Source organism: Rhizobium leucaenae USDA 9039 (genome assembly GCF_000426285.1).
Taxonomy (GTDB): domain Bacteria; phylum Pseudomonadota; class Alphaproteobacteria; order Rhizobiales; family Rhizobiaceae; genus Rhizobium; species Rhizobium leucaenae.
In genome coordinates this window covers 63,855-88,900 of sequence record NZ_AUFB01000018.1, presented here as the reverse complement: position 1 = coordinate 88,900, position 25,046 = coordinate 63,855, and the positions used below count along the sequence as shown (strand labels likewise).

Sequence of the window (25,046 nt, the reverse complement as noted above, 5' to 3'; positions counted from 1 at the left end):
AGACTTTATCGGATCTGGAAGCCGTATGCGAGTGGATCGCGATCGTCGACAAAAATCGTGTTGTGGCCGATAATGCGGGCCCAGCCGCCTACACTCGGAAGAATGCCCCGATAAGCTCCGATGCGAACCTCGGCTTCGACCCGGCCTTCGAAAATGGTTCCGATCAGGCTTTCATGACGATATTTCGATCCGACGGCCAGGCGTCCCTTTGCATGCAATTGCGCCATCCGCGCCGAGGTGCCGGTGCCGCCCGGCGACCGATCGATGGCCTTTTCGCCATAGAAGACAGCGCACCGGCCATCGGAGACATCGTTGACCGGGCGATCGCACCATATTGCATGGTGAACTCCGCGAATACGTGGATCATCCGGATGGATCGGATCGCATATGTCTGCGAGAGCCTCTCTGAGCTTCTGGCTGCAGCCGACGATATCGGCCGCGCTCATGCCGTCGAGACCGCTCCAGTTTTCCTGGGGCTCCACGACGGCATAGTAGTTGCCGCCATAGGAAATGTCGACGCGCAGACGCCCTATGCCGGGTACGTTCACCTCAACATCCGCTTCGTGCAGATAGCTCGGCACATTGAAGAGCCGGACGGAATCGACATGGTTTCCGCTGATTTCAAAGGTAACGTCGACTCTGCCGGCAGGGGTTTCGATCGAGAGCTTTCCGGATTCACGCGGTTTGACCAGGCCTTCCTCGATCGCGGCGGTCACGAGCCCGATCGTTCCCGCCCCGCACATCGGCAGACAACCGCTGACTTCGATGAATAGGACTGCAATGTCGCAATCATCCCGATAGGCCGGATATATGATCGCGCCGGACATGATGTCATGTCCCCTCGGCTCGAACATGAGCGCCTTGCGGACCCAATCATGATCTCGAAGGAACATCTCGCGCCGCTCGCCCATTGGTGCGTGCGGCAGAAGCGGCCCGCCGCCGGCGACAAGCCGCACGGGATTTCCGCAGGTGTGTGAGTCGATGCAGAAGAAGCTGTGACGCATTCTCTAGGCCTTTCCGCTTAGGCGCTCCTGTCCGGTGAGCGTGCGCGTCCCTGAAGCGCACCTTTTGAAAGCCTGTCGAGCAGGATTGCGATGGCAACGATGGCGAGCCCGGCGCGCAGGCCAAGACCCATTTCCATTCGGGTGAGGCCCCGGGTCACCTCAGCCCCCAACCCGCCGGCCCCGACGAGCCCAGCGAGGACGACCATGGCCAGCGAAAGAAGAATGCACTGGTTGAGGCCTACAAGCAGGGTGGGCATTGCAGACGGTATCTCGATCTTGAGCAGGATCGCACGCGGCGGTGCGCCAGTTGCCTGGCCGAGTTCGAGAAGATCCTTCGGCACCTGATTGAATGCCAGCGTCGTCAGGCGAAGCATCGGCGGCACGCCATAGATGATCGTGGCGATGATCGCCGGCACGCGGCCGAGACTGAAGATCATGACAGCCGGGATGAGATAAACCCACGGCGGTACCGTTTGCATGATGTCGAGCACCGGCCTTACGGCGACCTCGAAGCCTTTGCGGCGCGAAGCAAGGACGCCGAGAGGGAAGGCAATCAAGACCGAAATGGCGACCGCCACCGTTACCAGTGCGAGTGTCTGCATAGACGCAGCCCAAAGGCCCGCCAGAAGGCAGAAGGAAAGAGCGACAGCAGCAACTACGGCAGATCTGATGTTGATCGCGAAGGCGACGACAAGGACCGCAGCGACAATGAGCACATAGGGAGGTGGGTAGAGCAGCGCCGATTCCAAGGCGCCAAGCACTGCCTCGATTAGCTTCGTAATGGCGTCGAAGACCGGATGGAAGTTGGTGTTCAGCCAGTCGACGGCCGGAGCAAAATAGAGGCCGGGTGAGAACCGAAGAAGGTTGAGGTTCATCTTGCACCTACCTTGGTGCGGCGGGCCGCACTCTGTGTCAATCTGTCGAGCACCATGGTCAGAATGACGATCGCGATCGCAGCGTTGATCGATGTCGCCATATCGAGCGTGCGTACGGCGCCGTAGATGGTCTCGCCGAGGCCGCCGGAACCGACGATGCCGGCGATCACCACCATGCCGAATGCCATCATCAAGCTCTGGTTGACGCCCGCCATGATGCTAGGAATTGCAAATGGCATCCGAATTTTCGTGAACATCTGCCATGGTGTCAGACCGCTTGCCTGGCCCAGTTCGACGAACGCGGGCGGAGTCATGCGGATGCCGAGCGAGGTCAAGCGAATGGCGGGGGGCGCTGCGACGACGAAGGTCGCAACCAGCGCGGTTGCAGGACCGAAGCCAAGCAGCGCAATGGCAGGAAGAAGGTAGATATAGGGGGGCATCGTCTGAATGAGATCGAGGATCGGTTCCAGGAACCTGTCGAACCACTGCAAAAAACCGGCGACAATCCCCATCGGGATTCCGATTATCAAGGCGAAGATCGTGGCGGTGGTCACAAGTGCAAGAGTGCTCATGGTCTCGCTCCAAAGACCCATGACCGCACAGAAGACGAGAGCCAAGCCAACGAGAAGACCGGACCAGAGGTTGATCAGCCGCCAACCGAGCAGCGCCCCGATGATCGCGATGACATAGAAAGGCGGGAGTTGAAGGAGCCAGAGAACGCCGTTGTAAGTTCCCTCCAGCGCCGCTCTGAGCGGGTCGAACAGCCAGTCGCCGTTGTCGCTGATCCAGCTTAGTGCGTCGTCGGTCCAGGCATCGAATGTATCCGCAATGACCGCGATGTCCATTTGCGTCGTCCTCTCAGGCTGTCACATGTGGTTGCTCTGGGGATCCGGCGACGCCGCGAAGCAACCCGCGGGTCGTGACCACGCCGACGATGGAACCATTATCGACGACGGCCAAAGCATCACGCTCCGATTTCATCGTGAGATCGATGAGTTCGCCGATATCGGCTTCCGGAGTGGTCTGAAGGAGCGCATTCACATCATGCTGTGGCTGCAGGCTCCGGTATTCTGCGATCGGCAGCATCACCGAATGCGCCTTGACGAGATGAATCCTGGATATACCCGCCACGAAATCCGCGACATAAGCGTCGGCGGGCTTCGTGACGATCTCTTCTGCCGTTCCGACCTGAACGATGACGCCGTCCTTCATAATGGCGATCCGGTCACCAATACGGATGGCTTCTTCGAGGTCATGCGTGATGAAGACCGAGGACTTGCCGAGCGATTTCGTGAGCTGCCGGAACTCGTCCTGCAACTGGCGGCGAATGAGTGGATCGAGGGCGCTGAATGGCTCATCCATGAGAATGATCTCTGGATCGGCGGCCAATGCACGGGCAAGCCCGACACGTTGCTGCATGCCACCAGACAGTTCTGAGGGATATCGCGACGTCCAGTCGGAAAGGCCGACCTTGTCAAGCGCCGTCCGCGCCGTTTTGTTGCGCTCGTCCTTTGGCACGGCACGGACTTCCAAGCCGAATGCGGCATTCTCGAGGACGGTGCGATTGGGGAGCAGGGCCACGCTTTGGAAGACCATGCCGATGTTGCGCGCGCGGATGTCGCGCAGTTCCGCAGCATTGAGCCGGGCAATCTCCTTGCCCTTGATGGCGATATTGCCAAGGCTCGGCTCGATGAGGCGATTGAGGAGGCGAACCAAGGTTGATTTGCCGCTTCCGGAGAGCCCCATGATACAGAAGATCTCGCCGCGGCGGACCTGGAGGCTGGCATCGGCGACACCGACGACGCAGTTGAATTCGTCCAGGACCTGCTTTTTGGAAAGGCCGCGCTCTGAAACGGCTTTCACGGCAGCCGGAGCACGGGCGCCGAATATCTTCCAGACGTTCCGGCAGTCGACCAGGATTTCGTTGGCGTTATTCACGACAGTGTTCATTGCGTTCCCCGAGGGTCAGTCCATTGCCGACCTGTTTGTGCTCGTTGAGAGATGCGGGCCGCCAAACGGCGACCCGCCGTTCACATCATTCGCTCTTGATATTCTCCCACCGCTTCATGAGGTCGGCATGGCTTTCGGTCCAGGCTTTGACGGCATCGTCCATCGTCTTGCCGTCGCTGACTGCGCCATTGATCGCAGTGATGTCGGCAAGCGGCACATAGACGCTGGCAATGACTTCGCGTGCATGGGGGTGTTCCTCGGAAAAGCCCTTCTTGCCGATCCAGTAGTAGCTCTGCGGCGGCGGGAAGATGCCCTTGGGATCCTTGAGGAACTTGACGGGGTATTTCTGCATCATCCAGGACGGCTCCCAGATCGTGACGGCGACCCATTCCTTGCGGTCGATTGCCGACTTCAGCGCAGCGGTCATGGCGGCAGTGCTGCCTTCGACGAGCTGCAGCTTGAGGCCGTATTGCTTCACGGCATTGGCAGCGTCGCGCATCAGACCGGAGCCCGGCTCGATGCCGACGATCTTGCCGCCGAACTTGTCGGCATTGTCGTTCAACTGATCCATCGAGTCGATCGTCACGTAATTCGGGACGGCGATCGCCTGGTAGAGACCGTGCGAGACGGGCGAAATCTTCTCGAGGCGCTTCTTGTTTTTCTCCCAATAGTCCTGCGCGACGTAGTCGGTCTGAGATGCGAGGATCTGGATGTCGCCCTTGCTGAGCGCTGCATAGGCGATGCCCCATTCCGAGAACGGCACGACCTTTACGGTGTAGCCGGCATCCTCAAGCACTTTTTTGGTGATCCCGGTGATCGGCGTCAGATCCTCCCAGGACATCGTGCCCACCGTGATGCTCTTGTCTTCCGCATGTGCCGGAAGCATGCTCATCCCGACCATCGCAGCGGCGCAAAGCGCCTTCCACAAAGCTTTCATTATTTTTCTCCTAGTTCACGTTCCCGTTCTTTTGAAGATCAGCGTTTGGCCCGATCCTCATTATTGCGCGGCGACGGATCATCCCTCGCGGCCTGCACGCAACTCCTGAAACCGGATGACCGAATTCACGCCGAGCCATGCGATCGGCTCGGGCGGCAGCTTGCTCGGCTCCGGTTGATTTCTGTATTGATCGAGTTCACGGCTATTGACGCCAGCCGCCAGATCGGCAGCCATCATCCCGGCCAGCGTGCTCTTGACGGTGCCGAGACCATTTTCGCAGCACGCGGAAAAGAGCCCTTCTTCGATCTCGCCAAAGGCCGGCACATGGTTTCTGCTGAGGCACAGCGCGCCGGCCCAGCTATATTCCAATGGCAGGTCTTTCAGCCCTGGAAACCGGGCATCGAATGACCGGCGCTGCTCGGCGGCTATGCCGGCGACCCGCCTGTCCGACACTCTGAGACTGGGGTCGTATGTGAACCGCGTTCTGACGACGATCCGGGACAGTCCATTTGTGGTGATCTTGCGGAGGGTCGCGCCCATCGGATCCGCCGGCAGCAGCGCCCAGCGATCGACGCCGGTGACCTCGCCTCCGAACTCGTTCTGGGAGAAGGCAGCGGTCATGGACGCGTAGGTGAAGATATGCATCAGCCGTCCGCGGAAGTGGCCGAAGCTCTCAATATGGCCGTTCACACCCAGGATGACCTTCGGTGCAGACACGGAACCGCGGTTTGACCTGGCCTTCCAGACATTTCCTTCGCGCGTAAGCTCCAGCACCGGCGAATGTTCGTAAATATCGACTTTCGAACGCAAACCCTGCGCCAGGCCGCGGATATAATCGGCCGGCTGGATCATCACGGCTCCTGGCGTATAGAGCCCCCCTCGATAATAATGCGAGCCGGTCATTTCCCGCATCTGCTCGGCATCAAGGACGCGATAGTCTTCGCCGATCCTCTCGAGGGACTTTCTGTAGTTCTCGTTAAGCCCCAGGCCTCGGTCCGACGCAGCCGCGTTTACCTTGCCCGAGGGATCGAATGTTTCCCTGGACAGGCCGTACTCGGCCGCGACATCCGCGGCAAAGGCAATCGCCAAGCGGTTGTGTCTGATCTCTTCTCTGGTGGACTGCTCGTCGGCAACCGAGTACTCGCCGGATGAGAGATTATGGGGAACATCGATCATGAAGCCGGAATTCCTGCCCGCCGGCCCTTTTGCAAGTTCACGAGCGTCAAGAACGACGATCTTATCCTGCGGCCGCAACTGCGAGAGGCGCCGCGCCGCGGATAGCCCGGCAAATCCTCCACCGATGATCAGCCAGTCGGCGGTGACATCGTAATCAAGCGCCACAACGGGATAGGCGCGTTCGCTGATCGCCTCCCAGCCCGAAACGCCGGTATCGATCGGCAGGCGCTTGATCACATGTCGGGTCATCGGATAGCCTCATCCACGGCGCGTTCCGAGACATCGATCCAGATGGTCTTCAGTTCGCAATAGTTGTCGTGGGCAAAGATCGACTTATCGCGGCCCCCGAAGCCGGATTCCTTGTAGCCGCCGAACGGCGTGCTTGCATCGCCCTCGCCGAAGCAGTTGACCGTGACGAGACCCGCACGGATATCCCGCGACACGCGGATCGCATTGCGCAGGCTGCCCGTATAGACCGACGCCGTCAGGCCGTAATTGGTGTCGTTGGCCAAAGCGACGGCTTCGGAGAGGGAGTTGAACGTCGTGACCGACAGGATCGGCCCGAAGATCTCCTCCTTGAAGAGGCGGCTAGCGGGGGTGACGCCGTCAACAACCGTCGGTTCGATGAAGACGCCGCTCTGCGTTTCGCCACCAAAGGCTAGCGAGAGCTTCTCGCTCTTCACGTCGTCAAGGAACGAGCTCACTTTTTCAAAATGGCTCTTGCTGACCAGCGCACCGATACGGTTTTCCGGATCGAGCGGATCGCCGGTCTTCCATTCGCGCAGATAGGCGCCGATCCGCTTCAGCAGTTCGTCCTTGATGCTGGCGTGAACGATGAGGCGCGAGGAGGCGCTGCAGTTCTCCCCCATGTTCCAGAAGGCACCGCTGACCACCTGCTCGGCGACGAGATCGAGGTCTTCGGCGTCCTCCAGCACGACTGCCGGGTTCTTGCCGCCGCATTCGAGCACGACTTTCTTAAGGTTGGAATCGGCCGAATAATGCAGGAAGCGACGGCCGGTCGGCGTCGAGCCGGTAAACGCCACCATGTCGACATCCATATGCAGGCCGAGCGGTTCGCCAACGTCCCTGCCGCTGCCGGTAACTACATTGAAGACACCGGCCGGGATGCCGGCTTCATGGGCAAGCTCGGCGACGCGCAGCGTCGTCAGCGTCGTTTCCTGGGCGGGCTTGACGATCACCGAGCAGCCTGCGGCAAGCGCCGGCGCGATTTTCCAGGCCAGCATCAGCAGCGGGAAGTTCCACGGCAGCACGCACGCTACGACGCCGATCGGTTCGCGAACGACCATCGCCAGTGCATTGGGCCCAACGGAATTGGTGTTGTCATAGAGCTTGTCGACCAGCTCGGCATGCCAGCGGATCGTGTGGATGGTGTCCGGGACATCCACGGTCTGGCACTCGCGGACCGGCTTGCCGCTGTCAAGGCTTTCCATGACGGCAAGCTCGTGGCGGTTCTCCTCCAAAAGCTTTGCGAACGTCAGCAGCACTTCTTTCCGCTCGCCAGGTGTCCGCTGGCGCCAGCGGCCATCGTCGAAGGCTTGCTTGGCCTTGGCGACCGCATGGTCGACGTCGCCGGCATCACAGGCCGCAATCTCGGCCAGCAGCTCGCCGGTCGCCGGATTGGTGGTCTTGAACGTCTTGCCGGCATTGGCCGGACGGAACGTCCCGTCGACGAAGGCATTCGTCGGGAACTGAAGGCCGGCGGCGATCGCCTTGTATTCGGCTGCGGTCAAGGGTTCATGCATAGTTGGCTCCCGCGGTGATCTGGGCGACCGTGCGCATCAGCGTCGCAACGACGGTCTCAAGGGTACGCTTTTCGTCCGAGGTCAGGCCGCGCAGCGGCGCGCGAACCGGACCGGCCTTCAGGCCGATGATCTCGCAGCCATGTTTGATCGACTGCACGAACTTGCCGCATTCGAGGAAATCCATCAGCGGCAGCATGGCGGTCATGATCGCCCGGCCCTTGTCGAAGTTCTTTTCGAGGACGCAGGCCTCATAGAGCGCGACATGTTCGCGGGGCAGGAAGTTGGAGCCGGCGCAAACCCAGCTCTTCGCCCCCCAGGCAAAAAATTCCAGCGCTTGGTCGTCCCAGCCGCAGGAAAGCGCAATGTGCGGAAACTTCCGTGCCAGCAGATGCAGGTTGCCCATGTCGCCGGAGCTTTCCTTGATCGCCTTGACGTTCTTGGACTTGCCGACGCGGGAGAAATATTCCTCGCCCATCATCACACCCATGCGGGCGGGATAATTGTAGAGCATGATCGGCAGGTTGGCGGCACGATCGACGGTCAGCGCATGAATGGCGTTCTCGCGCTCCGTCGGCAGGGCATAAGGCGGCGACGACACCAGAATGGCATCAGCACCGATCTCCTTGGCTGCTTTTGCATATTCGACGGAATCTTCGCTGCGCGTCGCGCCGGTGCCGATGATGAGCGGCAGACGGGTGCCGATCACTTCCTTGGCGTAGGCGCCAAGCTCGAAGCGCTCCTGGCAGCTCTGGGCGTAATACTCGCCGGTTGATCCGCCGACGATGATGCCATGCACGCCGGCCGCAATCAGCGACTCCAAAACGACCGCAAAGCCCTTCCTGTCGATCTGCCCGTCCGGGCTCAGCGGCGTCACCGCAGGCGTATAAATGCCTTCAAATTTCACGATGATTTCTCCAATGATTGCACGCTCGGACCGCCGATCAGCGCGTCCGCCTTAAGTCCTTGTGGCGCTATGAACATTTCCATGTTCTCGCGGGACAGTTCCCAATGCTCGAAAACCAGGTCGACGACAGCATCTTCGTCGTGAGCGCCCAAGGCTTCGATGAAGCTGTCATGGTGCTCGACCGCCACCTGCAGGCGCCGCCTCATGTCCTGGTTTCTCGGACGGAAGAACGTGTGCCCGATGCGCGCGTGGTCGATCAGGAGCCGGCCGAGGCTCGGCTGCAGATAATCGTTCGCCGACATCTCGCCGAAGATTTCATGGAAACGGTTGTTCTCGAGAACCATCGTAAACGCATCCATGTCCTTGCTGGCCTGACGAAAGCGCTCCTGCGTCTGCTTCAGGTCGGCAAGCTGAGATGGTTTGAAGTTCTGTACCGCGAGCCGGCCAATCGCGGCGTATATCATCGGCGCCACCAGAAAGAAGTTCCGCAGTGTCGCGTGGTTCATCGGAATGACCCGTGCCCCGCGGTTCTCGCGGATATCGATATAGCCCTCCCCCGCCAGACGCCGGAAGATGTCCCGAACCGGGGTGCGCGAAAGGCCATAACGCGTGCTGAGACTTGCCTCATCGAGATCGGCATCCGGATCCAGCTCCATCGTCAGGATTTGACGCTTCAGGTCCTCGTAGAGGCTGCTCTTAACGGTCTTCGCCATGGGAAACTCCGCTCTGCTTCTTTCCTGATGACTGGGATCATTGCACGCGCCCGCATTCGAGTCAATAATTGTGTACTTTGTGTACACAATGAAAATTCATGGAAAATACAATTCCGCGAAAGCGCGGGCGAGCCCGCGCCAAAAGCCAGTGCTGGATCGCTGCCAAAAAGAGAGAACCGGCTCCGGTGCTTAGCGAAGGGTGTCGTGATCGCGCAGCCGCCAAGCACTGCGGTCGCCCTGTAAATAAATCCCAGCCTTTTTCTGATGTTTAGGATCCGCTGATCAGCGCTAGGTCCGGAGCGCAATCATCCCAAGGAACTCCGCTTCACGGGCTGCGTTAACTCGCGACATGCCTCATGCACAAGAAAGAGCCCCATGGCGCGATCCGCGGTGAGCAAGGCCTTCATGAGATCAATTAATTTCGGAAAACGCCATCCGACTCCCATTTTGATCGGCTTGCTGCTTTATGCAGGCGTTGCGACATCGGCTTTGGCGGCGAATGGAGAGAAAGCCGCCACGCCCTCAGAGGGTCTTTTCCTGACGCAAATTATCATCCTCGTCATCGTTGGGCGATTGCTCGGGGAACTTATGGTGCGCATCGGGCAGCCGTCGATCATGGGCCAAATCATTGGCGGCGTATTGCTCGGTCCGTCGGTTCTCGGCGAGATCTTTCCGAGTTTTCAGGCCATGCTGTTTCCGGCCGGCGAAGCGCAAAAGAGTATGATCAACGCGGTCGCGCAGCTAGGCATCCTTTTTCTGCTTCTGCTTGCGGGCATGGAGACGGATTTGGGGCTGGCGCGACGGATGCGGCGGGCGGCATTTGGCGTCTCGTTCGCGGGCATTGCCGTTCCTTTCGTCGCGGGTTTTGCGCTTGGCGAACTCCTTCCGGCCAACCTACTTCCCGACCCCGAGAAAAGGCTTGTCGCCTCACTGTTCCTCGGAACGGCGCTTTCCATTTCGTCCGTGAAAATCGTCGCCTCCGTCGTTCGCGAAATGGACTTCATGAGGAGAAACATCGGCCAACTGATCGTCGCATCCGCCATTATCGACGATACGGTCGGCTGGGTCATTATCTCGGTCACTTTCTCCCTTGCCGAAAAAGGAGCCGTTGAGCTGCCGACGCTTGCAAAGAGCGTGATCGGCACTCTTGCGTTCATGGGCGTGAGTTTCACGATCGGACGGCGTATCGTCTTCGAGATTATCCGCTGGACGAACGACCGATTTAAAAGCGACCTGCCGGTCCTCAGTGCCATTGTCGCGATCATGGGCGTCATGGCTATCATCACCAATTTAATCGGCGTTCATACGGTATTGGGCGCATTCGTCGCCGGAATCCTCGTCGGACAATCGCCCATCCTGACACGTCAAATAGACACGCAGCTTCGAGCGCTCACGACGGCTTTGTTCATGCCGGTGTTCTTTGGCCTCACCGGCCTTCAGACAGATCTCACCGTCCTGCAAGATTCTGAGATTTTGTTGCTGGCGGGCGGCTTGATCGTCATCGCTAGCATCGGGAAATTCGGCGGCGCATTCCTCGGTGGCCGTTTTGGAGGCTTCTCGAATTCGGAAGCCATTGCGCTAGGCTGCGGGATGAACGCCAGGGGTTCCACCGAGGTGATCGTTGCTTCCATCGGACTTTCCGTCGGTGTCCTTGATCAGCGCTTGTTTTCCATCATTGTGGCGATGGCGGTCGTCACAACGATGATCATGCCGCCGACTTTGAGATGGGCGCTTGCGCGGCTGCCCGTTCGAGCAGAGGAACGAAACCGGCTGAAGAGCGAGGAGTTCGAAAAGGCGAGCTATCTCTCCAAATTTGAACGCATATTGCTGGCGGTCGATCAATCCGGAAACGGCACTTTGGCTTCCAGAATATCGGGATTGCTAGCCGCGATCCGGCAGATGCCTGTGACGGTGCTACGCATTGATGACGAAACAGCGCGTGAGCCGAGCGGCGAGCGGTCGGATGCAGACGGCGTCGAAGCATTTGTAGACCAAGTCAAAGCGACGGCCACGAAAGCGGTGGCGCAATCGGACACCGATACTGCCACACCTGCAGACGTCCACGTCATGGGAAGAAAAAAAAATGGCGATTTGGAGCGAGCACTTTCCGAAAGTGCCGAGCAAGGACACGACCTGATGATCATCGGGGCGGAACCAGCCGTTGCCGATGCCGGGGGACTCGACGAGCGTTTTACAAAGATGACATCTTCGTTTCAGGGCACCGTAGCTATCACCTTCAGCAGAGGGCGGGTACCCGAAAACGACGACGAACTTCGCATCCTCGTTCCAGTCTCCGGGACGGAACGCTCCACCCGCGCCGTGGAGTTCGCTGCGGCAATCGCAAAAGCGGCAGGTTGTGAAATTGCGGTCGTCTACGTCACCGATCCACAGCAGCTTGTCCGCATGCCGCGCCTCAGCGATATGAGCGATCGTCACGAGGAAGCCTTCAAGCGGGTGGACGAAATTGCGGCATATTACAGCCTCGACATTCGCAAAACGGTTGAGCGAGGAACATCGCCGGAGCTGGCCATATTACGAAACGCGCGGCGACGTCGCGCAAATGTCATCGTGCTGGGCGTCAGCCGGCAAGCAGGCACAAGACTGTCCTACGGTGGGATTGCCAATTCGCTGATCGATGCGGCCGATAGATCGATCGTCGTCATTGAAGCTGAGAAATAGGTTCGAGATCGCAATCGGGGGCGCCGCCGCACGATGTCCGGCGCATCTTTTCGTCCCGTCAAACGTTACCGCAAAGCGATGGGCAGTCTGATGGAGCAGCCTGATGAGAAACGGTGTCCACCGTAGTCGACCGAAAAACACGCATTCCTTATTCCGAATGGGTGGCGTTGCGATTACCGCCTTGCTTTTGGCTCGTGCATCCGCAAAACGAGCAGATGTCGAGACCGCGCCCGCTAATGCCGCCGATCACGCGCTCAATCCGGATCTGGGGCGATCCGCAGCCGTTCCGGAGCAAATACCGGCCCGCGGCTTGCGAGACGTGTTCTGGCGTGTCGTCCACGAGATCAGCGACGATCGTATTTCGCTCGTTGCGGCAGGCGTGACCTTTTACCTTCTTCTTGCACTCTTTCCGGCGCTCGCAGCACTTGTCTCGCTCTATGGCTTCATCGCCGATCCCGCCAGCATCAGCGAGCATCTGCGCTCGCTCTCCGGCCTCCTGCCTCCCGGTGCCTTTGACATGATCGCCGATCGACTGAACGATCTCGTCCAGCGGCGGAGCGGGACGCTGAGTGTTGCGTTGTTTCTTGGCCTGGGGGTGGCCTTGTGGAGCACGCATAGCGGAACATTGGCGATCTTCGACGCGATGAACATTGCTTATGAAGAACCAGAAAAACGCGGGCTGGTCCGCCTCAATCTCGTCGGGCTCTGTTTTACGCTCTGTGCAATACTGGCGGCGATCTTGGTCATCGGATCGGTCGCCATCATGCCGTTGGTTCTCTCTCTTTTTTGGCTCGATCAGTGGAAGGAGAACCTCGTTCTAATCCTGCGCTGGCCAATCCTGTTGATCCTCATGATCATTGCGGTAACGGCAATCTACCGCTTTGGCCCAAGCCGTGAACCCGCGAAAGTTCGATGGCTCACCTGGGGTGCTGCTCTGGCAACCATTGGCTGGATCGCCATGTCCTTGCTCTTCTCTCTCTACCTCAAGAATTTTGCCAACTACGACGCGACCTATGGCACGCTTGGCGCTCTGATCGGTTTTCTGATCTGGATCTGGCTGTCCGTCGTGATCCTGTTGGTTGGGGCGGAAGTCAATGCGGAACTGGAACACCAGACGGCGGTCGACACGACGGTCGGCCCTGCCCTTCCCCTGGGAAGTCGCGGCGCTGAGGTCGCTGATACGATTGGTAAACCCTCCGCTTGAGCGGCAACGAAACAGGCGGTCGCGGTCCGAATATCCGGATTGAGCCGCAAACAACCTGCGTCGCGGTCACGAAGGTTGGTGCCGAGTTCGATCATGCAGCCGCTAAAATGCCTAGCGGCTTCCAAAGAAACGAAGAAGGGAATTCGCGAGATCGACCGGGTTCTCTTCCGCGACATGGTGGCCGCTGTCAATGCCGCGGCCTTGAACGTCCACCGCCCAGGAACGCCATATTTCTCTGGGATCGCCAAAGAGCTCTTCGAGATCGTCGCGTATCGACCACAGACAAAGCAGTGGGCATTCAACCCGCTTGCCCTCGGCGCGGTCTTGCAGTTCGTGCAGGCGATCCACGGTCAACCCTGCCCTGTAATCCTCCACCATTCCATGGACGACAGCCGGATCGTGGATTGCCGTCATGAGATCGGCATAGGCCTCCCGACCCATCAAATCAGGCTTGATCGCACTGTACCAGGCCATCGGATCAGCATTGATCGCCCTCTCGGGTTTTTCCGGCTCGGCAAAGAAAAACCAATGGTACCAATCACGCGCAAAGCGCCAATCGATCCTCTCCAAATGTTCGATGATCGGAATGCTGTCGATCACCGCGACCTTCGTAACGGCATCGGGATGATCCATCGCCAAACGGAATGCCACATAGCTTCCGCGATCGTGCCCAGCGACGGCAAACCGGTCATATCCCAGCCTTCTCATGAGCTCGATGCAATCCTCAGCCTTGGCGCGCTTTGACGAGTTGCGGCTGTCGCTCGTATCCAGCGGTTGGAAAGACTTGCCGAAACCTCTGAGATCGGGGCATACCACCGTGAAGTGGGGGGAAAGAAAATCGGCGATCCGGCTCCAGGTCATGTGCGTGCGCGGATGGCCATGCAGAAGCAGGAGCGGCGGACCGTATCCTCCGTGACGAACCCGCAACACGCCGGCTCCAACGTCGATCATGTCGAGTTTCATTCCATTGAACATGTATGTCCCCCCGCGTATGAAAATCGGGATGCCCAAGCACTGGATTTTTGAACTTTCGCAGACGGTTCTTAGAGATATCGAACGCACATTCTTACTTGAAATGCATGCGCCGAGCCGTAGTTCCAACGGGCGTCTTCCTTCGCTAAACCGCTTGTCGGTTGAGAGATAGAAGCCTATATAGTCATTATAGTCACACTAGTCATGAGGCACGCAATGCGGCCGTCTTCACAAAGCGAGAAAACGTGGACCGTCGCCAGCGCGAAGGCCAAACTTTCCGAGGTCATCGAACGCGCGCAATCGGTGCCGCAGACGATTACGCGGAACGGCAAGCCAAGTGTGGTTGTCGTCTCCGCCGAGGAATGGCATCGCAAGACTTCGCGCAAGGGCACGCTTGCAGAGTTTTTGATGGAGTCGCCCCTGCGTGGCGCCGATCTGGACCTCGAACGTCAACGCGACGACCCACGTGATCTTTCGCTGTGAGACTTCTTTTAGACACCAATGTCCTGTCCGAGGTGACAAGGCCGCGACCTGATGCACATGTCCTGCAATGGCTTGATAGTCTCGATGAGGATCGGTCATTCATTAGTGTCATCTCGATCGCCGAGATCCGGCGTGGGGTCGCACTGATGGAGAGCGGGCGGAAGCGCGACACGCTGGCGGAATGGCTAGCCACGGACCTGCCGCAGCGCTTCGAGCAACGTGTCCTGCCTGTGACCGAACCCGTTGCCACGGCTTGGGGCGATCTGATGGGACTCGCAAAGCGAAACGGCCGCGGCCTCTCGTCAATGGACGGTCTGATCGCTGCCACGGCGATTGCTTACGATCTCACTCTTGCAACGCGCAACATAAGAGATTTCGAAGGATTTGGCGCTGAGTTGTTCGATCCCTGGGTCGGATGACATCGCATGGATGTGGGAGTTGATCGGGAATTGCGCCGCGTGACGAGAAAGCACGCGGCCATTTCCGGTCGAGGCCGACAGGCTGCTCCGCTTGGCCAATGACGCAGGCACCTGGAACCAGCTTATTACGCGACGCTCCGGGGCATGCGCGCGACCGACATTAGCGGCTGCGCGACCTGGTCGAGCAACTGCCCTGCATTCTGCTCCTCGCCCAACGAAATCGTGAGCAGTTGAGCAACGGTCGGCTGCGAGAGTTGCAAAGCGAGATTCCTGGCTGTCGTATAGGCGGCGATCTCATAGTGCTCGACGCGAAGCGCGGCTCCGATCAAGGCGAGGTCGGCAGGGGCATCTTCCTTCTTCTTGCCTTCCGTCATCACCTCCTCGCCTTCCTCGACAAGACCAGCCATGCCCTTGCACGGCTTGGCTCGAGAAGGCGCCCCTAGGATCTTCAGGCATTCGTTAAGACGTTCCACCTGGGCTTCCGTTTCCTGAAGGTGAGTTTTCAGCAGGGTTTGCAATTGTCTGGAGCGCGCTACCTTTTCCATGTTGGGGAGGGCCTTGAGAAGCTGCTTCTCGGCGTGCAGCAGATCCCGCAGCTCGTCCACCAGCACTTCCTGAATTGCCTCCGATCCTTCCACAGGCGCGCTTTCCGCGTGAATGCCCGCCCCGTCGCCCTTACCCGGCTTCATGCCCTGGAAGGCAGGAGCCTCGACGAATTTCCAAGGTTCGCCTTCATTCCACGGGCCTCTCGTATCCACTTCGCCGTGGTCTCCTTCTCCGGTGGAATCGTTGAAGAATTGGTCCACGAGTTTTGGCGTGGGTGCGATCCTGCCGACACTGAGCGGCGGCTTACCCATGCTCTCCAGGGCCAGCGAGAAAGCTCGCATATGAGTGATTTCACGGGTCATCAGGAATTGCAGAGCATCCTTGGTGCCCGGATCGCGACAGAAATTTATCAGCCGCTCATAGACAATCTTTGCCCGGGCTTCCGCCGCAATGTTGCTGCGCAGGTCGACGTCGAGTTCACCGGTGATCTTGAGGTAATCCGCGGTCCATGGATTACCCATGGAGTTGAAAAGATTGATACCGCCACCGCCGGCAATGGCGATCAAAGGATCGGCCTCGGCCTCCTCCCTGACGGACTTCATCGGCTTCAGATGCATGCGCGCCAAGCAACCGACGATCTCCAGATGACTGAGTTCCTCGGTGCCGATATCCATCAGAAGATCTTTGCGGCCCGGATCCTCGCAATTGAGGCCCTGGATCGAATATTGCATCGCAGCCGCCAATTCCCCGTTGGCGCCTCCGAACTGCTCAAGCAGCATATTGCCGAATTTCGGATCCGGTTCATCGACCCGCACAGTGTACATAAGCTTCTTGACGTGATGATACATGATAGCCTCGCTGGACAAAGAATTGCGCCTAACAAGGGAGAGCTCTCGAAGTTCCTCGCGTTTCTTTATTCTTCCGGACCGATAAAGTCGGCGCGGACGCCTGCTGGCTGGCAAATGCGAAGGGGGAATGTCACGCATGCCGGAGCATGATATGCGCGGCGGCTTGGCTCGAAGCAGCCAGTTCAGATCGGTCTCAGGACTGCCAGGCTTCGGGCTTCGAGGGGCACGCTCTGGTTGCCAATTTCTCCGGCCATCTTCGCCATCGGATCTGATGTGGTGAGTTCCAAAACCCAGCGTCTATCGTCCGGCAAGCTGAAACTGACATCTTCGTCCTGAGGATTGAAGAGAAGAAGCACGTCGTCCCATCCTTCCTCGATGGGATGGTCGCGCGACAACCGCAGTCCGATGGTCGTGCTTGCCTCGTCATCCCAATGCTCTTCGGCAAATTCGCCACCGCCTGGATTGAGCCACGTGACGATCAAGCCGTCGCGCCAATTCTCCCGTCTGAAGATCGAATGATCCTGTCGCAGAGCAATCAGCCGCTTGGTGAAGGCACGCAGGGCTTCGGCGCTTTCATAAGGGTCTTGCCAATGTAGCCAGCTAAGTTCGTTGTCCTGGCAATAGCCGTTATTGTTGCCCATTTGGCTGCGGCCGAATTCGTCGCCGGCGAGCAACATCGGCGTCCCATGCGAGAGGAACAGTGTCGCCAGGAAATTCCGCTTCTGACGTTCTCGCGTCGCGTTGATGCCCTCGTCTTCCGTTGGTCCTTCGGCACCGTAGTTGAAACTGCGATTGTCGTTGTGGCCGTCCTCGTTGTTCTCGCCATTCGCCTCGTTATGCTTGTCGTTGTAGGAGACGAGATCGTTGAGGGTAAAGCCGTCATGGGCCGCAATGAAATTGACGCTTGCCCATGGCCGGCGCCCGCGCAGATCATAGACATCGCCCGAGCCGAGGATACGCGCGGCAAACTCTCTCGTCGTGCCGGGGGTGCCGTTCCAGTAGTCACGGATCGTATCGCGATATTTGTCGTTCCATTCCGCCCAGCCCGGCGGAAAGCCGCCGACCTGATACCCGCCGGGGCCGATGTCCCACGGCTCGCCGACAAGCTTGATTTTCGAAAGGACCGGATCTTGGCCAACAGCATCAAAAAAGCCGCTGCGCTGGTCGAAGCCCTGCGGTTCCCGGCCGAGAATCGTGCCGAGATCGAAGCGGAAGCCGTCAACCTCCATCTCTTCGGCCCAATAACGAAGCGAATCCGTCACCATCTGCAGTACACGAGGGTGCGACGTATTGATGGTGTTACCGGTGCCCGTGTCGTTGATGTAATAGCGAGGCGTGTCGGGCATGGTGCGATAATAGGAAAAATTGTCGATGCCTTTGAACGATAGGGTCGGGCCGAGCTCGTTGCCTTCGGCTGTATGGTTGTAGACGACGTCCAGGATCACCTCGATACCGGCATCATGGAAGGTGCGCACCATATCGCGAAAGCCTGCGAAACCTTTCGGACCGTAGTAGCGGGAAGCCGGGGCAAAAAAGGCGAGCGTATTGTAGCCCCAGTAGTTGCTGAGCCCCTTGTCGAGCAGGTGACTGTCGTCCGGAAAAAAGTGAATCGGAAGCAGCTCGATCGAGGTGATGCCAAGGCTCTTGACGTAGTCGACAATCGCTTTTTGGCCGAGCCCGTCAAACGTGCCGCGCAGCTCCTCCGGAATTGCCGGATGCAGCATGGTCATTCCCTTGACGTGAGACTCGTAGAAAATCGTCTGCGACCAAGGGACGGACGGTTTTTGGCAGGGAGTTTTGTCTTTGCCGTTGAAATTGACGACACGGCATTTCGGCATCGCGGGCGCACTGTCAGTCTCGTCGAAAGACAGATCTTTCAGTTCGTCATCCAGAATGTAGGCGAAATTCGCTTGTGACCACGCCACATTACCCACAAGCTCGCGCGCGTAGGGGTCGGCGAGCAGCTTGTTCGGATTGAAGCGATGCCCGCTCTCGGGATCAAACGGTCCATGAACGCGATAGCCGTAGAGAGCGCCGGGCTGCAGGCCTGGAATGTAGCCATGCCAGATCTCGTTGGTGAATTCCGGCAGGACGATCCGCTCGATTTCCTGCTTTCCTGTCTCGTCGAAAAGACAGAGTTCAACCTTCTCCGCATAGGCGCTGAAGAGCCCGAAATTGACACCCTCGCCATCATAGTTCGCTCCCCGGCGCGTGAAATCGCCTGGTTCGACTGCGTATCGTTTTCCGTCCTGTGTCATCGAAGCCTCTTCGTTGGTGCAACCACAAACACCGCAACGTGACGCTTTGTTCCGGCGGCCTGAAGCTGTGGATTGGCCGCCAAGCTAGTCGGACGTGACGAGAAACGAGATGGGGTGATCTTCAAACAACCGCGCCGCCGAAATATCGCCCGCAGCCAGCGATTTACCCGTCAGCAGATCGCGCATTTGCCGGCCGAACCGTGGCGGTATCGATATGACCGTGCCCTGCCAGTAATCACATCCGGTCCCGCCGGCATCGACCAGCCGCGGGACGATCGTGATTGCCGCGTCTTTCTGGCGAATTCGCGCGAAGGCGACGAGATTGTCCGATCGCTCTCCTTTGACCTCAAGCGGCAGATAGCCGCCCTCGAGAAAGAGTTCGGGATGGCTGTTGCGATGGCGAAGGACGGTTCGGATGATCTGCCGTTTCAGGGATAGCGCCCACGATTCTTCGAACGGCGATTGGTTCTGCGACGTGCCGACTGGCTGGCGATCGATCGGCCTTCGGTTATCGGGGTCGACCATACTGAAATCGAGACCTTCAGCGCCTTGGTAGATATCGGGAATGCCAGGGGCAGTGAGTTTGATCAGTACCTGAGAGAGGCTGTTCAAATAACCCAGCCTAATAAACGGCTGTAGCGTCTTCTCAAAGTCATTCCGGAAGGCTCGATTTTGAGGCGAAAGCAAAGCGCCGGCATAATCCAGCACCGCCTTTTCATAGGCGGGCTTTTCATCCATCCAGTCCGTTCGCAGCTTTGCCTCGCGTATGGCCTTCAGCACATAAGCAGCAAACCGTTCTTTCAGTTCGTCCCTATTGCTTTGCTCAATATCGGCCGGCCAGATTCCGGCGAGGGCCTGATACAACATCCATTCGACATTCGGTTCCGGCGCCGGTCCGTCTGGAAGATCGGTGCGAAAGGCCGCATTCAAAGCACGCCATCGCGCAACACCTTCGATCCAGACGTCAGGATACTGCGAAAGGCTGTACAGACGTGCGCGCGCATCTTCTCCGCGTTTCGTATCATGCGTCGACGTGGCGGAAAGCCCATGAGGCTGGCGTTTCATTCGTACCGCCATCGATTGATGGAAGGCAGCAACGCCACGCGGCGACATCGCGGGTTCGCCACCCACCTCATTCATCGCGATAAGGGGAGTGTACCGATAAAAAAGCGTGTCTTCGACAGACTTTGCCATGACCGGACCGCTGAGTTGCTGAAATCTCGCGCGGAACTCCGCAGCCCGGTGATCGGCTATTTCTCCACGCAGCAGGCTTTCTATCGCATCCAGCGCTTCCACTGCCGGCAATTTGGCTCGCGCCTTGTCGACAGCTTTACGAACGACCGCTGCATCTTCCGCAGACAAAGCTCCTCGGCAGCCATAGGTGCGATAGACCGGAAACGCGACCACCAGCTCCCGAAGCGCAGAGGATATCTCCGCTTCGCTCAACCCAGGAAAGATCAAATAAGCGAGCTTGGTCAGACGAGCTGTCTCGCCTGCGAAATTACGCTCGATCATCAGGAGCTTCGCGTTGCGCAGACCAGCGGCAAAATCGGCATGCTCGTTGTCAACGATCTGGTACGCGGCTTCGATTTTTTTCAGCCCGTCTCCTGCAACGAAGAGGTCCGGCATGGCGGAGATGAATTCGTATCCTGTGGTTCCGGACACGGGCCAGTCCGCCGGCAAGGTCTCGTCAGGACCAAGGATTTTTTCCACCACGATGAACGTGTCATCGCCGACCGCCCGCCGCAGCCGTTCGAGATAGGTTTTGGGATTCGCCAACCCGTCGACATGGTCGATGCGTAAACCCTGCACTTGCCCGGAACGGACCAATTCTATCGTCAGCCGATGCGTCTCTTCAAAGACCCGCTCGTCTTCCACTCTTATACCAACCAGCCCTGCGACCTCGAAGAAGCGGCGATAGTTGAGGTGCCGAGCGGCATCCTTCCAATACAGCAACTGCCAGTGCTGCTTGTCGATCAGCTCCTTCATTTTGGCCGCATCTATCGAGAACGCCTGCAGTCGCTCCGCATCTGTTCCCGTCTGCGTCATCACAAGCTCGGCACTGTCTTCGGAAAGCGGGAAGTAGTTGTCGAAATAAGCCAATTGCAAAAGATCGTCGATGGCATCGTAGCGCAGTTGAAGCTCGCCGGCCGCAAGGGCTTGTTCGAAGGGCTTTCCAAGCTGCGGCAATGTCAGCTTCTCGCTCCAGTCGATGTCGAAATGTCGTGCGTAGACGCTCTTCGGCCCATGTCTCAGAACGTCGCGCCACCAGGCGTTTTCCAGCGAGGTAGCCATATGGTTCGGAACGATATCGACGATGAGGCCGAGCCCGGCTTTCTGCAAAGTTGCCGTCAAGATGTCGAACCCCTTTCGGCCGCCGATTGCCGGATCGATCTCGTTTGGATCGGTGACGTCGTAGCCGTGCGTCGAACCCTTCACGGCGGTGAAGATCGGCGAGGCGTAGAGGTGGCTGATGCCGAGGTCTTTCAGACAGGGAACAAGCTCGCTCGCCCGCTCGAATGTGAGGTCGCCGCGAAATTGCAGACGGTAGGTGGAGGTCGGAACACGCATGGCTTTCCCTTGGATAAGAATGGCTTCTATCAACGGAGCCGAACAAGATCTGTTCCGGCGCAGGAACACTCGCCGACAAGATGCGTTGGAGAATCCGCAGAGTTTGAAGCGACTGACATGGAGGCGACATGCAAGACAGCTTCACCTTCGGGCCCGATATCAAAGCGCATAGCGTGACATTCCGGCTATGGGCGCCATTGCAGGACCGCCTGAAAGTCAGCATTGAGAGCCGCGGGGAATGGGAGATGCGACCGCAGCAAGACGGTTGGCACGTTGCCGAAGTAGCCGAGGCACGGCCGGGTGATCTCTACAAGTTCATTCTCCCCGACGGCACAGAGGTGCCGGATCCAGCCTCCCGTTTTCAGCCGAACGATGTTCATGGCCCGAGCGAATTGATCGATCACGCGTTCGAGTGGCGCGTGCAGCACTGGGAAGGCCGGCCTTGGGAGGAAATCGTCATATACGAGCTGCATGTCGGGGCCTTTACGGAAGCCGGCACGTTTCTGTCGGCCATCGAAAAGCTGGATCATCTGCAGCGGCTCGGCATCACTGCGATACAGCTCATGCCGCTCAGTGATTTTCCAGGGCGGTACAACTGGGGCTATGACGGCGTTCTGCCTTATGCGCCGGACGGCAGCTATGGCCGTCCCGAAGATCTGAAGACGCTCGTGGACGCCGCGCATGAGCGCGGCATCTGCGTCTTTCTGGATGTCGTCTACAACCACTTCGGACCGGAGGGAAATTACCTGCCGCTCTATGCTCCGATCTTCAACGACCGGCACCAAAGCCCCTGGGGCAACGGCCTCAACTATGATGGCGAAGGCAGCCGCTTCGTTCGCGAGTTTGTTATTCAAAACGCAATCTACTGGCTGAGCGTCTTTCGCATCGACGGTCTGCGGTTCGATGCCGTTCACGCAATCAAGGACGACAGTGATCCGCATGTCCTCAGGGAACTGGCCGACAGCCTCAGACGGGCGTTTCCGGAACGCCACATTCATCTGATCCTCGAGAATGAGGACAACAATTCAGATCTTTTGGCCCGTGACCCCGATGGCAAGCCCCATCACTTCACGGCTCAATGGAATGACGACATCCACCATGCGTTTCATGTCGCGGCGACCGGCGAGACCTTCGGCTACTACCAGGATTATGTCGATTATAGAGCGCATCTCGGCCGGGCGCTTGCCGAGGGCTTCGTGTTTCAAGGGGAAGATATGAGATATCGAGGGCGGTCCAGAGGATCGCCTAGCGCCGGTCTGCCGCCAACGGCCTTCATCTCATTCATCCAGAATCACGATCAGATTGGCAACAGGGCAATGGGCGACCGCATGGTTGCTTCCCGTTCGATCGATGCCATCAAGGCAATAGCGGCGATTTATCTGCTCTCACCGCAAATCCCGATGCTGTTCATGGGTGAGGAATGGGGGACCACGGCACCCTTTCCTTTCTTTTGCGATCTCGGCGAGGAGTTGAACAGCAAGGTGAGGCTTGGCCGCAAGGAGGAACTATCGCGCCTGCCGGGCTTCGATGCGGAGGATGCGCCCGATCCGACCAGCCAGGGCACTTTTCGAAGCGCCAAACTGCGTTGGGACGAGGCTGAGAAGGACAATGCCCTCAATGCATATTATGAGCGGTTGATAACCCTCCGGCGCGAAAAGATCGTACCGCTTCTCAAGCATGCAAAAGGTCACTCGGCCATCCACGAAAAAGGAGGGCCGCTGGTGCGGGTTACATGGCGGCTGGGCCAGACAACTCTCGGTCTCGTTGCCAATTTGTCGGACGAGGCTGTTGCCGCAGCAATTCCTCCGGAGGCGCAGACACTCTTTACATCAGGTAGCATTTCCAGCGGTCAAATCGGCCCTTGGACTGTCGCTTGGGGCCTGTCTTCGGTCATCCTCGATGACCAAGGCGGTAACCGGCACATTCAATCTGTTAACCGCCAATCATCAGCTTGACGACTTCCTCATGTGTCGTTTCGCTGATCTTGCGCTCTCCGGCAACGATGCCGCGGCGAAGGACGACGATGCGGTCGGAGACGGCGAAAATATCCTGCAGATTATGCGAGATGAAGATCACACCGCGGCCCTGGGCCTTCAGTGATTTGATCAATGCCACGACCTTGCGCTGTTCCGGCACGCCCAGCGCCGCGGTCGGCTCGTCCATGATCAGGATGCGGGCATTCCAATAGACCGCCCGCCCGATCGCGACCGCCTGGCGCTGACCGCCGGAAAAGTTGCTCACCGGCGCATCGAGCCTTTTCACATGGAAGTCGAGCTGCGCCATCGTGGCGCGCGCGGCTTCCGCCATGGCCTTCCGGTCGATGACGGGCAGGAAGCCGAAGAGCTTCTTCATCGGTTCCCGCCCGAGGAAGATATTGGAGCCGATCGTCAGATTGTCGGCAAGAGCCAAATCCTGATAGATCGTCTCAATTCCCTTCTCCCGCGCATCCTGTGGCGAGGAGAAGGTGACCTGCTGTCCCTCGATCAGGATTTCGCCGGCCGTCGGCGGATAGACACCCGAGATCGTCTTGATCATCGTCGTTTTGCCGGCGCCGTTATCGCCTGCCAGCGCGACGACCTCGCCGGGGTGGACCACCATCGAGCAATTGTCCAAGGCTTGGACGGCGCCGAAATAGCGCGACAGATTCCGGACTTCGAGAAGGGGCGCTGCGCTATTCATCCTGTTTTGCTCCGCTGAAGCGGCGCTGCGCCTGGTCGATGAGCACCGAAATGATGATGACGATGCCGACGGCGATGAACTGCCAGAACGGCTCCACATTCATGAAAACCAAGCCGTATTGAATGACGGCGATGACCAGCGCGCCTGCAATAGTGCCGATGATCGTGCCCGAACCGCCAAACAGGCTGGCGCCGCCGATGACGACCGCAGCCACGCTGTCGAGCAGCAGCGGTTCACCCGCCTGGGCAGCACCGGCGGTGAAGCGGGCGGCATAGAGCGCGCCACCGAGACCCGCGCAGATCGCCGAAAGCATATAGAGCCGCAGGAGATGGAATTTTATATCGATACCGGCCCGCCGTGCCGCCTGAGCATTGGCGCCGATCGCATAATTGTGCTGGCCAAAGCGTGTCTGGCTCAGCAGGTAATGCATGATCACCACGAAGATCAGCGTGACGATGACGAGATAGGGCACACCATAGAAACGGCCGTTGCCGAGCTCGGCAAAATAGGAATTCTTGACCGGCACGGTCGTGCCACCGGCGAGAAGAAACGCGGTGCCGCGCGCAACACCGAACATGCCAAGCGTGCCGATGAAGGGTGGAACCTTGAGCCGCGAAATCAAAAGGCCATTGATGCAGCCGGGCACCGTGGCGGCGGCCATAGCGACGAGTATGCCGAAAACCATGGCTACCGGCAGCGGCATGTAAAGGCCGACCATATTGGTGATATGCGCGGCAACGACTGCGGCGAGACCCATGATGAAGCCGGTCGAAAGGTCGATGCCACCGGATATGATGACGAAGGTCTGGCCGATGGCAAGCAGGAGGGGCGCCACGGCAAAAACGGCGACCGACTGCCAGTTGAAGGCCGAGCCGACAAAGGTGCCGCCGAAATCGATACGCGCCCAGATCTCAAAAATCACGATCAGCGCGGCAAGAAAGAGCCATGCACGCAACTGGGCAATGCGGTTGACGATGGTTTTTGCCTGATCGCCGTGGTCCGCCTCCGGCGCCACATGCTGATCCGCCTGGCGGGTCTCGATATTGTCGATGCTCATAAATCAAC

At 58.7% G+C, this 25,046-nt stretch carries 20 protein-coding genes; 5 read left to right on the top strand and 15 right to left on the bottom strand.

The genetic code is table 11. The annotated features are described in order from the left end of the window. Nucleotides 1-5: 5 nt before the first annotated feature. The 9 genes from K290_RS0123670 to K290_RS0123630 form a co-directional block, all read right to left on the bottom strand. Nucleotides 6-1,004, bottom strand: coding sequence for a 4-hydroxyproline epimerase (locus K290_RS0123670; protein WP_028754155.1), 999 nt, complete (start codon nt 1,002-1,004; stop codon nt 6-8). Between the two features lie 17 nt (nt 1,005-1,021). Then, nucleotides 1,022-1,879 carry an ABC transporter permease gene (locus K290_RS0123665; protein WP_028754154.1) on the bottom strand — a complete coding sequence of 286 codons (858 nt, stop codon included), beginning with the start codon at nt 1,877-1,879 and terminating at the stop codon, nt 1,022-1,024. Further along, nucleotides 1,876-2,724, bottom strand: a complete 849-nt coding sequence (locus tag K290_RS0123660) for an ABC transporter permease (RefSeq protein WP_028754153.1) — start codon at nt 2,722-2,724, stop codon at nt 1,876-1,878. The genes K290_RS0123665 and K290_RS0123660 overlap by 4 nt, the downstream gene beginning before the upstream one ends. Before the next feature lie 13 nt (nt 2,725-2,737). Continuing rightward, nucleotides 2,738-3,829 (bottom strand): quaternary amine ABC transporter ATP-binding protein, encoded by a 1,092-nt coding sequence (locus tag K290_RS0123655; protein ID WP_028754152.1) that lies wholly within the window; start codon nt 3,827-3,829, stop codon nt 2,738-2,740. Between the two features lie 85 nt (nt 3,830-3,914). Then, nucleotides 3,915-4,766: a glycine betaine ABC transporter substrate-binding protein gene (locus K290_RS0123650; RefSeq protein WP_028754151.1), complete on the bottom strand. Its 852-nt coding sequence runs from the start codon at nt 4,764-4,766 to the stop codon at nt 3,915-3,917. Between the two features lie 78 nt (nt 4,767-4,844). Next, nucleotides 4,845-6,191: an NAD(P)/FAD-dependent oxidoreductase gene (locus tag K290_RS0123645; RefSeq protein WP_028754150.1), complete on the bottom strand. Its 1,347-nt coding sequence runs from the start codon at nt 6,189-6,191 to the stop codon at nt 4,845-4,847. Continuing rightward, complete coding sequence (locus K290_RS0123640) at nt 6,188-7,705, bottom strand: aldehyde dehydrogenase (RefSeq protein ID WP_028754149.1); 1,518 nt, start codon at nt 7,703-7,705, stop codon at nt 6,188-6,190. Before K290_RS0123640 ends, K290_RS0123645 begins: the two co-directional genes overlap by 4 nt. After that, a complete protein-coding gene (locus K290_RS0123635) occupies nt 7,698-8,609 on the bottom strand; it encodes a dihydrodipicolinate synthase family protein (RefSeq protein WP_028754148.1) in 912 nt (303 codons plus the stop codon). The genes K290_RS0123640 and K290_RS0123635 overlap by 8 nt, the downstream gene beginning before the upstream one ends. Next, complete coding sequence (locus K290_RS0123630; RefSeq protein WP_028754147.1) at nt 8,606-9,322, bottom strand: GntR family transcriptional regulator; 717 nt, start codon at nt 9,320-9,322, stop codon at nt 8,606-8,608. Before K290_RS0123630 ends, K290_RS0123635 begins: the two co-directional genes overlap by 4 nt. Before the next feature lie 405 nt (nt 9,323-9,727). Between K290_RS0123630 and K290_RS0123625 the strand changes: the two genes are divergently transcribed. Beyond that, entirely contained in the window at nt 9,728-12,001 is a 2,274-nt protein-coding gene (locus tag K290_RS0123625; protein WP_051264190.1) for a cation:proton antiporter domain-containing protein, read from the top strand. A 103-nt stretch (nt 12,002-12,104) separates the two neighbouring features. Then, on the top strand, nt 12,105-13,205 hold the full coding sequence (locus tag K290_RS0123620; RefSeq protein WP_028754145.1) for a YihY/virulence factor BrkB family protein: 1,101 nt from the start codon (nt 12,105-12,107) through the stop codon (nt 13,203-13,205). A 111-nt stretch (nt 13,206-13,316) separates the two neighbouring features. Here K290_RS0123620 and K290_RS0123615 read toward each other — a convergent pair whose 3' ends face one another. Then, on the bottom strand, nt 13,317-14,180 hold the full coding sequence (locus K290_RS0123615) for an alpha/beta fold hydrolase (RefSeq protein ID WP_028754144.1): 864 nt from the start codon (nt 14,178-14,180) through the stop codon (nt 13,317-13,319). A gap of 213 nt (nt 14,181-14,393) precedes the next feature. Here K290_RS0123615 and K290_RS0123610 point away from each other — a divergent pair, with 213 nt between their 5' ends. Together K290_RS0123610 and K290_RS0123605 are read left to right on the top strand one after the other, a co-directional pair. Beyond that, nucleotides 14,394-14,660, top strand: coding sequence for a type II toxin-antitoxin system Phd/YefM family antitoxin (locus K290_RS0123610; protein ID WP_028754143.1), 267 nt, complete (start codon nt 14,394-14,396; stop codon nt 14,658-14,660). Continuing rightward, the gene (locus K290_RS0123605) at nt 14,657-15,079 is read left to right on the top strand and encodes a type II toxin-antitoxin system VapC family toxin (protein WP_028754142.1); all 423 of its coding nucleotides are present in this window, start codon (nt 14,657-14,659) and stop codon (nt 15,077-15,079) included. Before K290_RS0123610 ends, K290_RS0123605 begins: the two co-directional genes overlap by 4 nt. Nucleotides 15,080-15,204: 125 nt before the next feature. Here the strand turns inward: K290_RS0123605 and K290_RS0123600 are convergent, their stop codons facing one another. The 3 genes from K290_RS0123600 to treY form a co-directional block, all read right to left on the bottom strand. Continuing rightward, nucleotides 15,205-16,473, bottom strand: a complete 1,269-nt coding sequence (locus K290_RS0123600; protein ID WP_028754141.1) for a DUF892 family protein — start codon at nt 16,471-16,473, stop codon at nt 15,205-15,207. A 182-nt stretch (nt 16,474-16,655) separates the two neighbouring features. Then, nucleotides 16,656-18,731: a glycogen debranching protein GlgX gene (glgX, locus tag K290_RS0123595; protein WP_028754140.1), complete on the bottom strand. Its 2,076-nt coding sequence runs from the start codon at nt 18,729-18,731 to the stop codon at nt 16,656-16,658. An 84-nt stretch (nt 18,732-18,815) separates the two neighbouring features. Next, entirely contained in the window at nt 18,816-21,302 is a 2,487-nt protein-coding gene (treY, locus tag K290_RS0123590; protein WP_028754139.1) for a malto-oligosyltrehalose synthase, read from the bottom strand. Nucleotides 21,303-21,430: 128 nt separating this feature from the next. Between treY and treZ the strand changes: the two genes are divergently transcribed. Next, complete coding sequence (gene treZ, locus K290_RS34815) at nt 21,431-23,257, top strand: malto-oligosyltrehalose trehalohydrolase (protein WP_065091876.1); 1,827 nt, start codon at nt 21,431-21,433, stop codon at nt 23,255-23,257. Here treZ and K290_RS0123580 read toward each other — a convergent pair. Beyond that, nucleotides 23,235-23,981, bottom strand: a complete 747-nt coding sequence (locus tag K290_RS0123580) for an ATP-binding cassette domain-containing protein (protein WP_028754138.1) — start codon at nt 23,979-23,981, stop codon at nt 23,235-23,237. The two genes, treZ and K290_RS0123580, sit on opposite strands and share 23 nt — an antisense overlap. Further along, nucleotides 23,974-25,038, bottom strand: a complete 1,065-nt coding sequence (locus K290_RS0123575) for an ABC transporter permease subunit (protein WP_028754137.1) — start codon at nt 25,036-25,038, stop codon at nt 23,974-23,976. Before K290_RS0123575 ends, K290_RS0123580 begins: the two co-directional genes overlap by 8 nt. Nucleotides 25,039-25,046 lie beyond the last annotated feature (8 nt).

What these genes read in the sequence shown, in the direction of transcription:
- K290_RS0123630 (WP_028754147.1), bottom strand. Translation starts at nt 9,322, where the DNA reads ATGGCGAAGACCGTTAAGAGCAGCCTCTACGAGGACCTGAAGCGTCAA.
- K290_RS0123640 (WP_028754149.1), bottom strand. Translation starts at nt 7,705, where the DNA reads ATGCATGAACCCTTGACCGCAGCCGAATACAAGGCGATCGCCGCCGGC.
- K290_RS0123670 (WP_028754155.1), bottom strand. Translation starts at nt 1,004, where the DNA reads ATGCGTCACAGCTTCTTCTGCATCGACTCACACACCTGCGGAAATCCC.
- K290_RS0123660 (WP_028754153.1), bottom strand. Translation starts at nt 2,724, where the DNA reads ATGGACATCGCGGTCATTGCGGATACATTCGATGCCTGGACCGACGAC.
- K290_RS0123665 (WP_028754154.1), bottom strand. Translation starts at nt 1,879, where the DNA reads ATGAACCTCAACCTTCTTCGGTTCTCACCCGGCCTCTATTTTGCTCCG.
- K290_RS0123650 (WP_028754151.1), bottom strand. Translation starts at nt 4,766, where the DNA reads ATGAAAGCTTTGTGGAAGGCGCTTTGCGCCGCTGCGATGGTCGGGATG.
- K290_RS0123610 (WP_028754143.1), top strand. Translation starts at nt 14,394, where the DNA reads ATGCGGCCGTCTTCACAAAGCGAGAAAACGTGGACCGTCGCCAGCGCG.
- K290_RS0123620 (WP_028754145.1), top strand. Translation starts at nt 12,105, where the DNA reads ATGAGAAACGGTGTCCACCGTAGTCGACCGAAAAACACGCATTCCTTA.
- K290_RS0123645 (WP_028754150.1), bottom strand. Translation starts at nt 6,191, where the DNA reads ATGACCCGACATGTGATCAAGCGCCTGCCGATCGATACCGGCGTTTCG.
- K290_RS0123600 (WP_028754141.1), bottom strand. Translation starts at nt 16,473, where the DNA reads ATGTATCATCACGTCAAGAAGCTTATGTACACTGTGCGGGTCGATGAA.
- K290_RS0123615 (WP_028754144.1), bottom strand. Translation starts at nt 14,180, where the DNA reads ATGTTCAATGGAATGAAACTCGACATGATCGACGTTGGAGCCGGCGTG.
- K290_RS0123625 (WP_051264190.1), top strand. Translation starts at nt 9,728, where the DNA reads ATGAGATCAATTAATTTCGGAAAACGCCATCCGACTCCCATTTTGATC.
- glgX (WP_028754140.1), bottom strand. Translation starts at nt 18,731, where the DNA reads ATGACACAGGACGGAAAACGATACGCAGTCGAACCAGGCGATTTCACG.
- treY (WP_028754139.1), bottom strand. Translation starts at nt 21,302, where the DNA reads ATGCGTGTTCCGACCTCCACCTACCGTCTGCAATTTCGCGGCGACCTC.
- K290_RS0123580 (WP_028754138.1), bottom strand. Translation starts at nt 23,981, where the DNA reads ATGAATAGCGCAGCGCCCCTTCTCGAAGTCCGGAATCTGTCGCGCTAT.
- treZ (WP_065091876.1), top strand. Translation starts at nt 21,431, where the DNA reads ATGCAAGACAGCTTCACCTTCGGGCCCGATATCAAAGCGCATAGCGTG.
- K290_RS0123655 (WP_028754152.1), bottom strand. Translation starts at nt 3,829, where the DNA reads ATGAACACTGTCGTGAATAACGCCAACGAAATCCTGGTCGACTGCCGG.
- K290_RS0123575 (WP_028754137.1), bottom strand. Translation starts at nt 25,038, where the DNA reads ATGAGCATCGACAATATCGAGACCCGCCAGGCGGATCAGCATGTGGCG.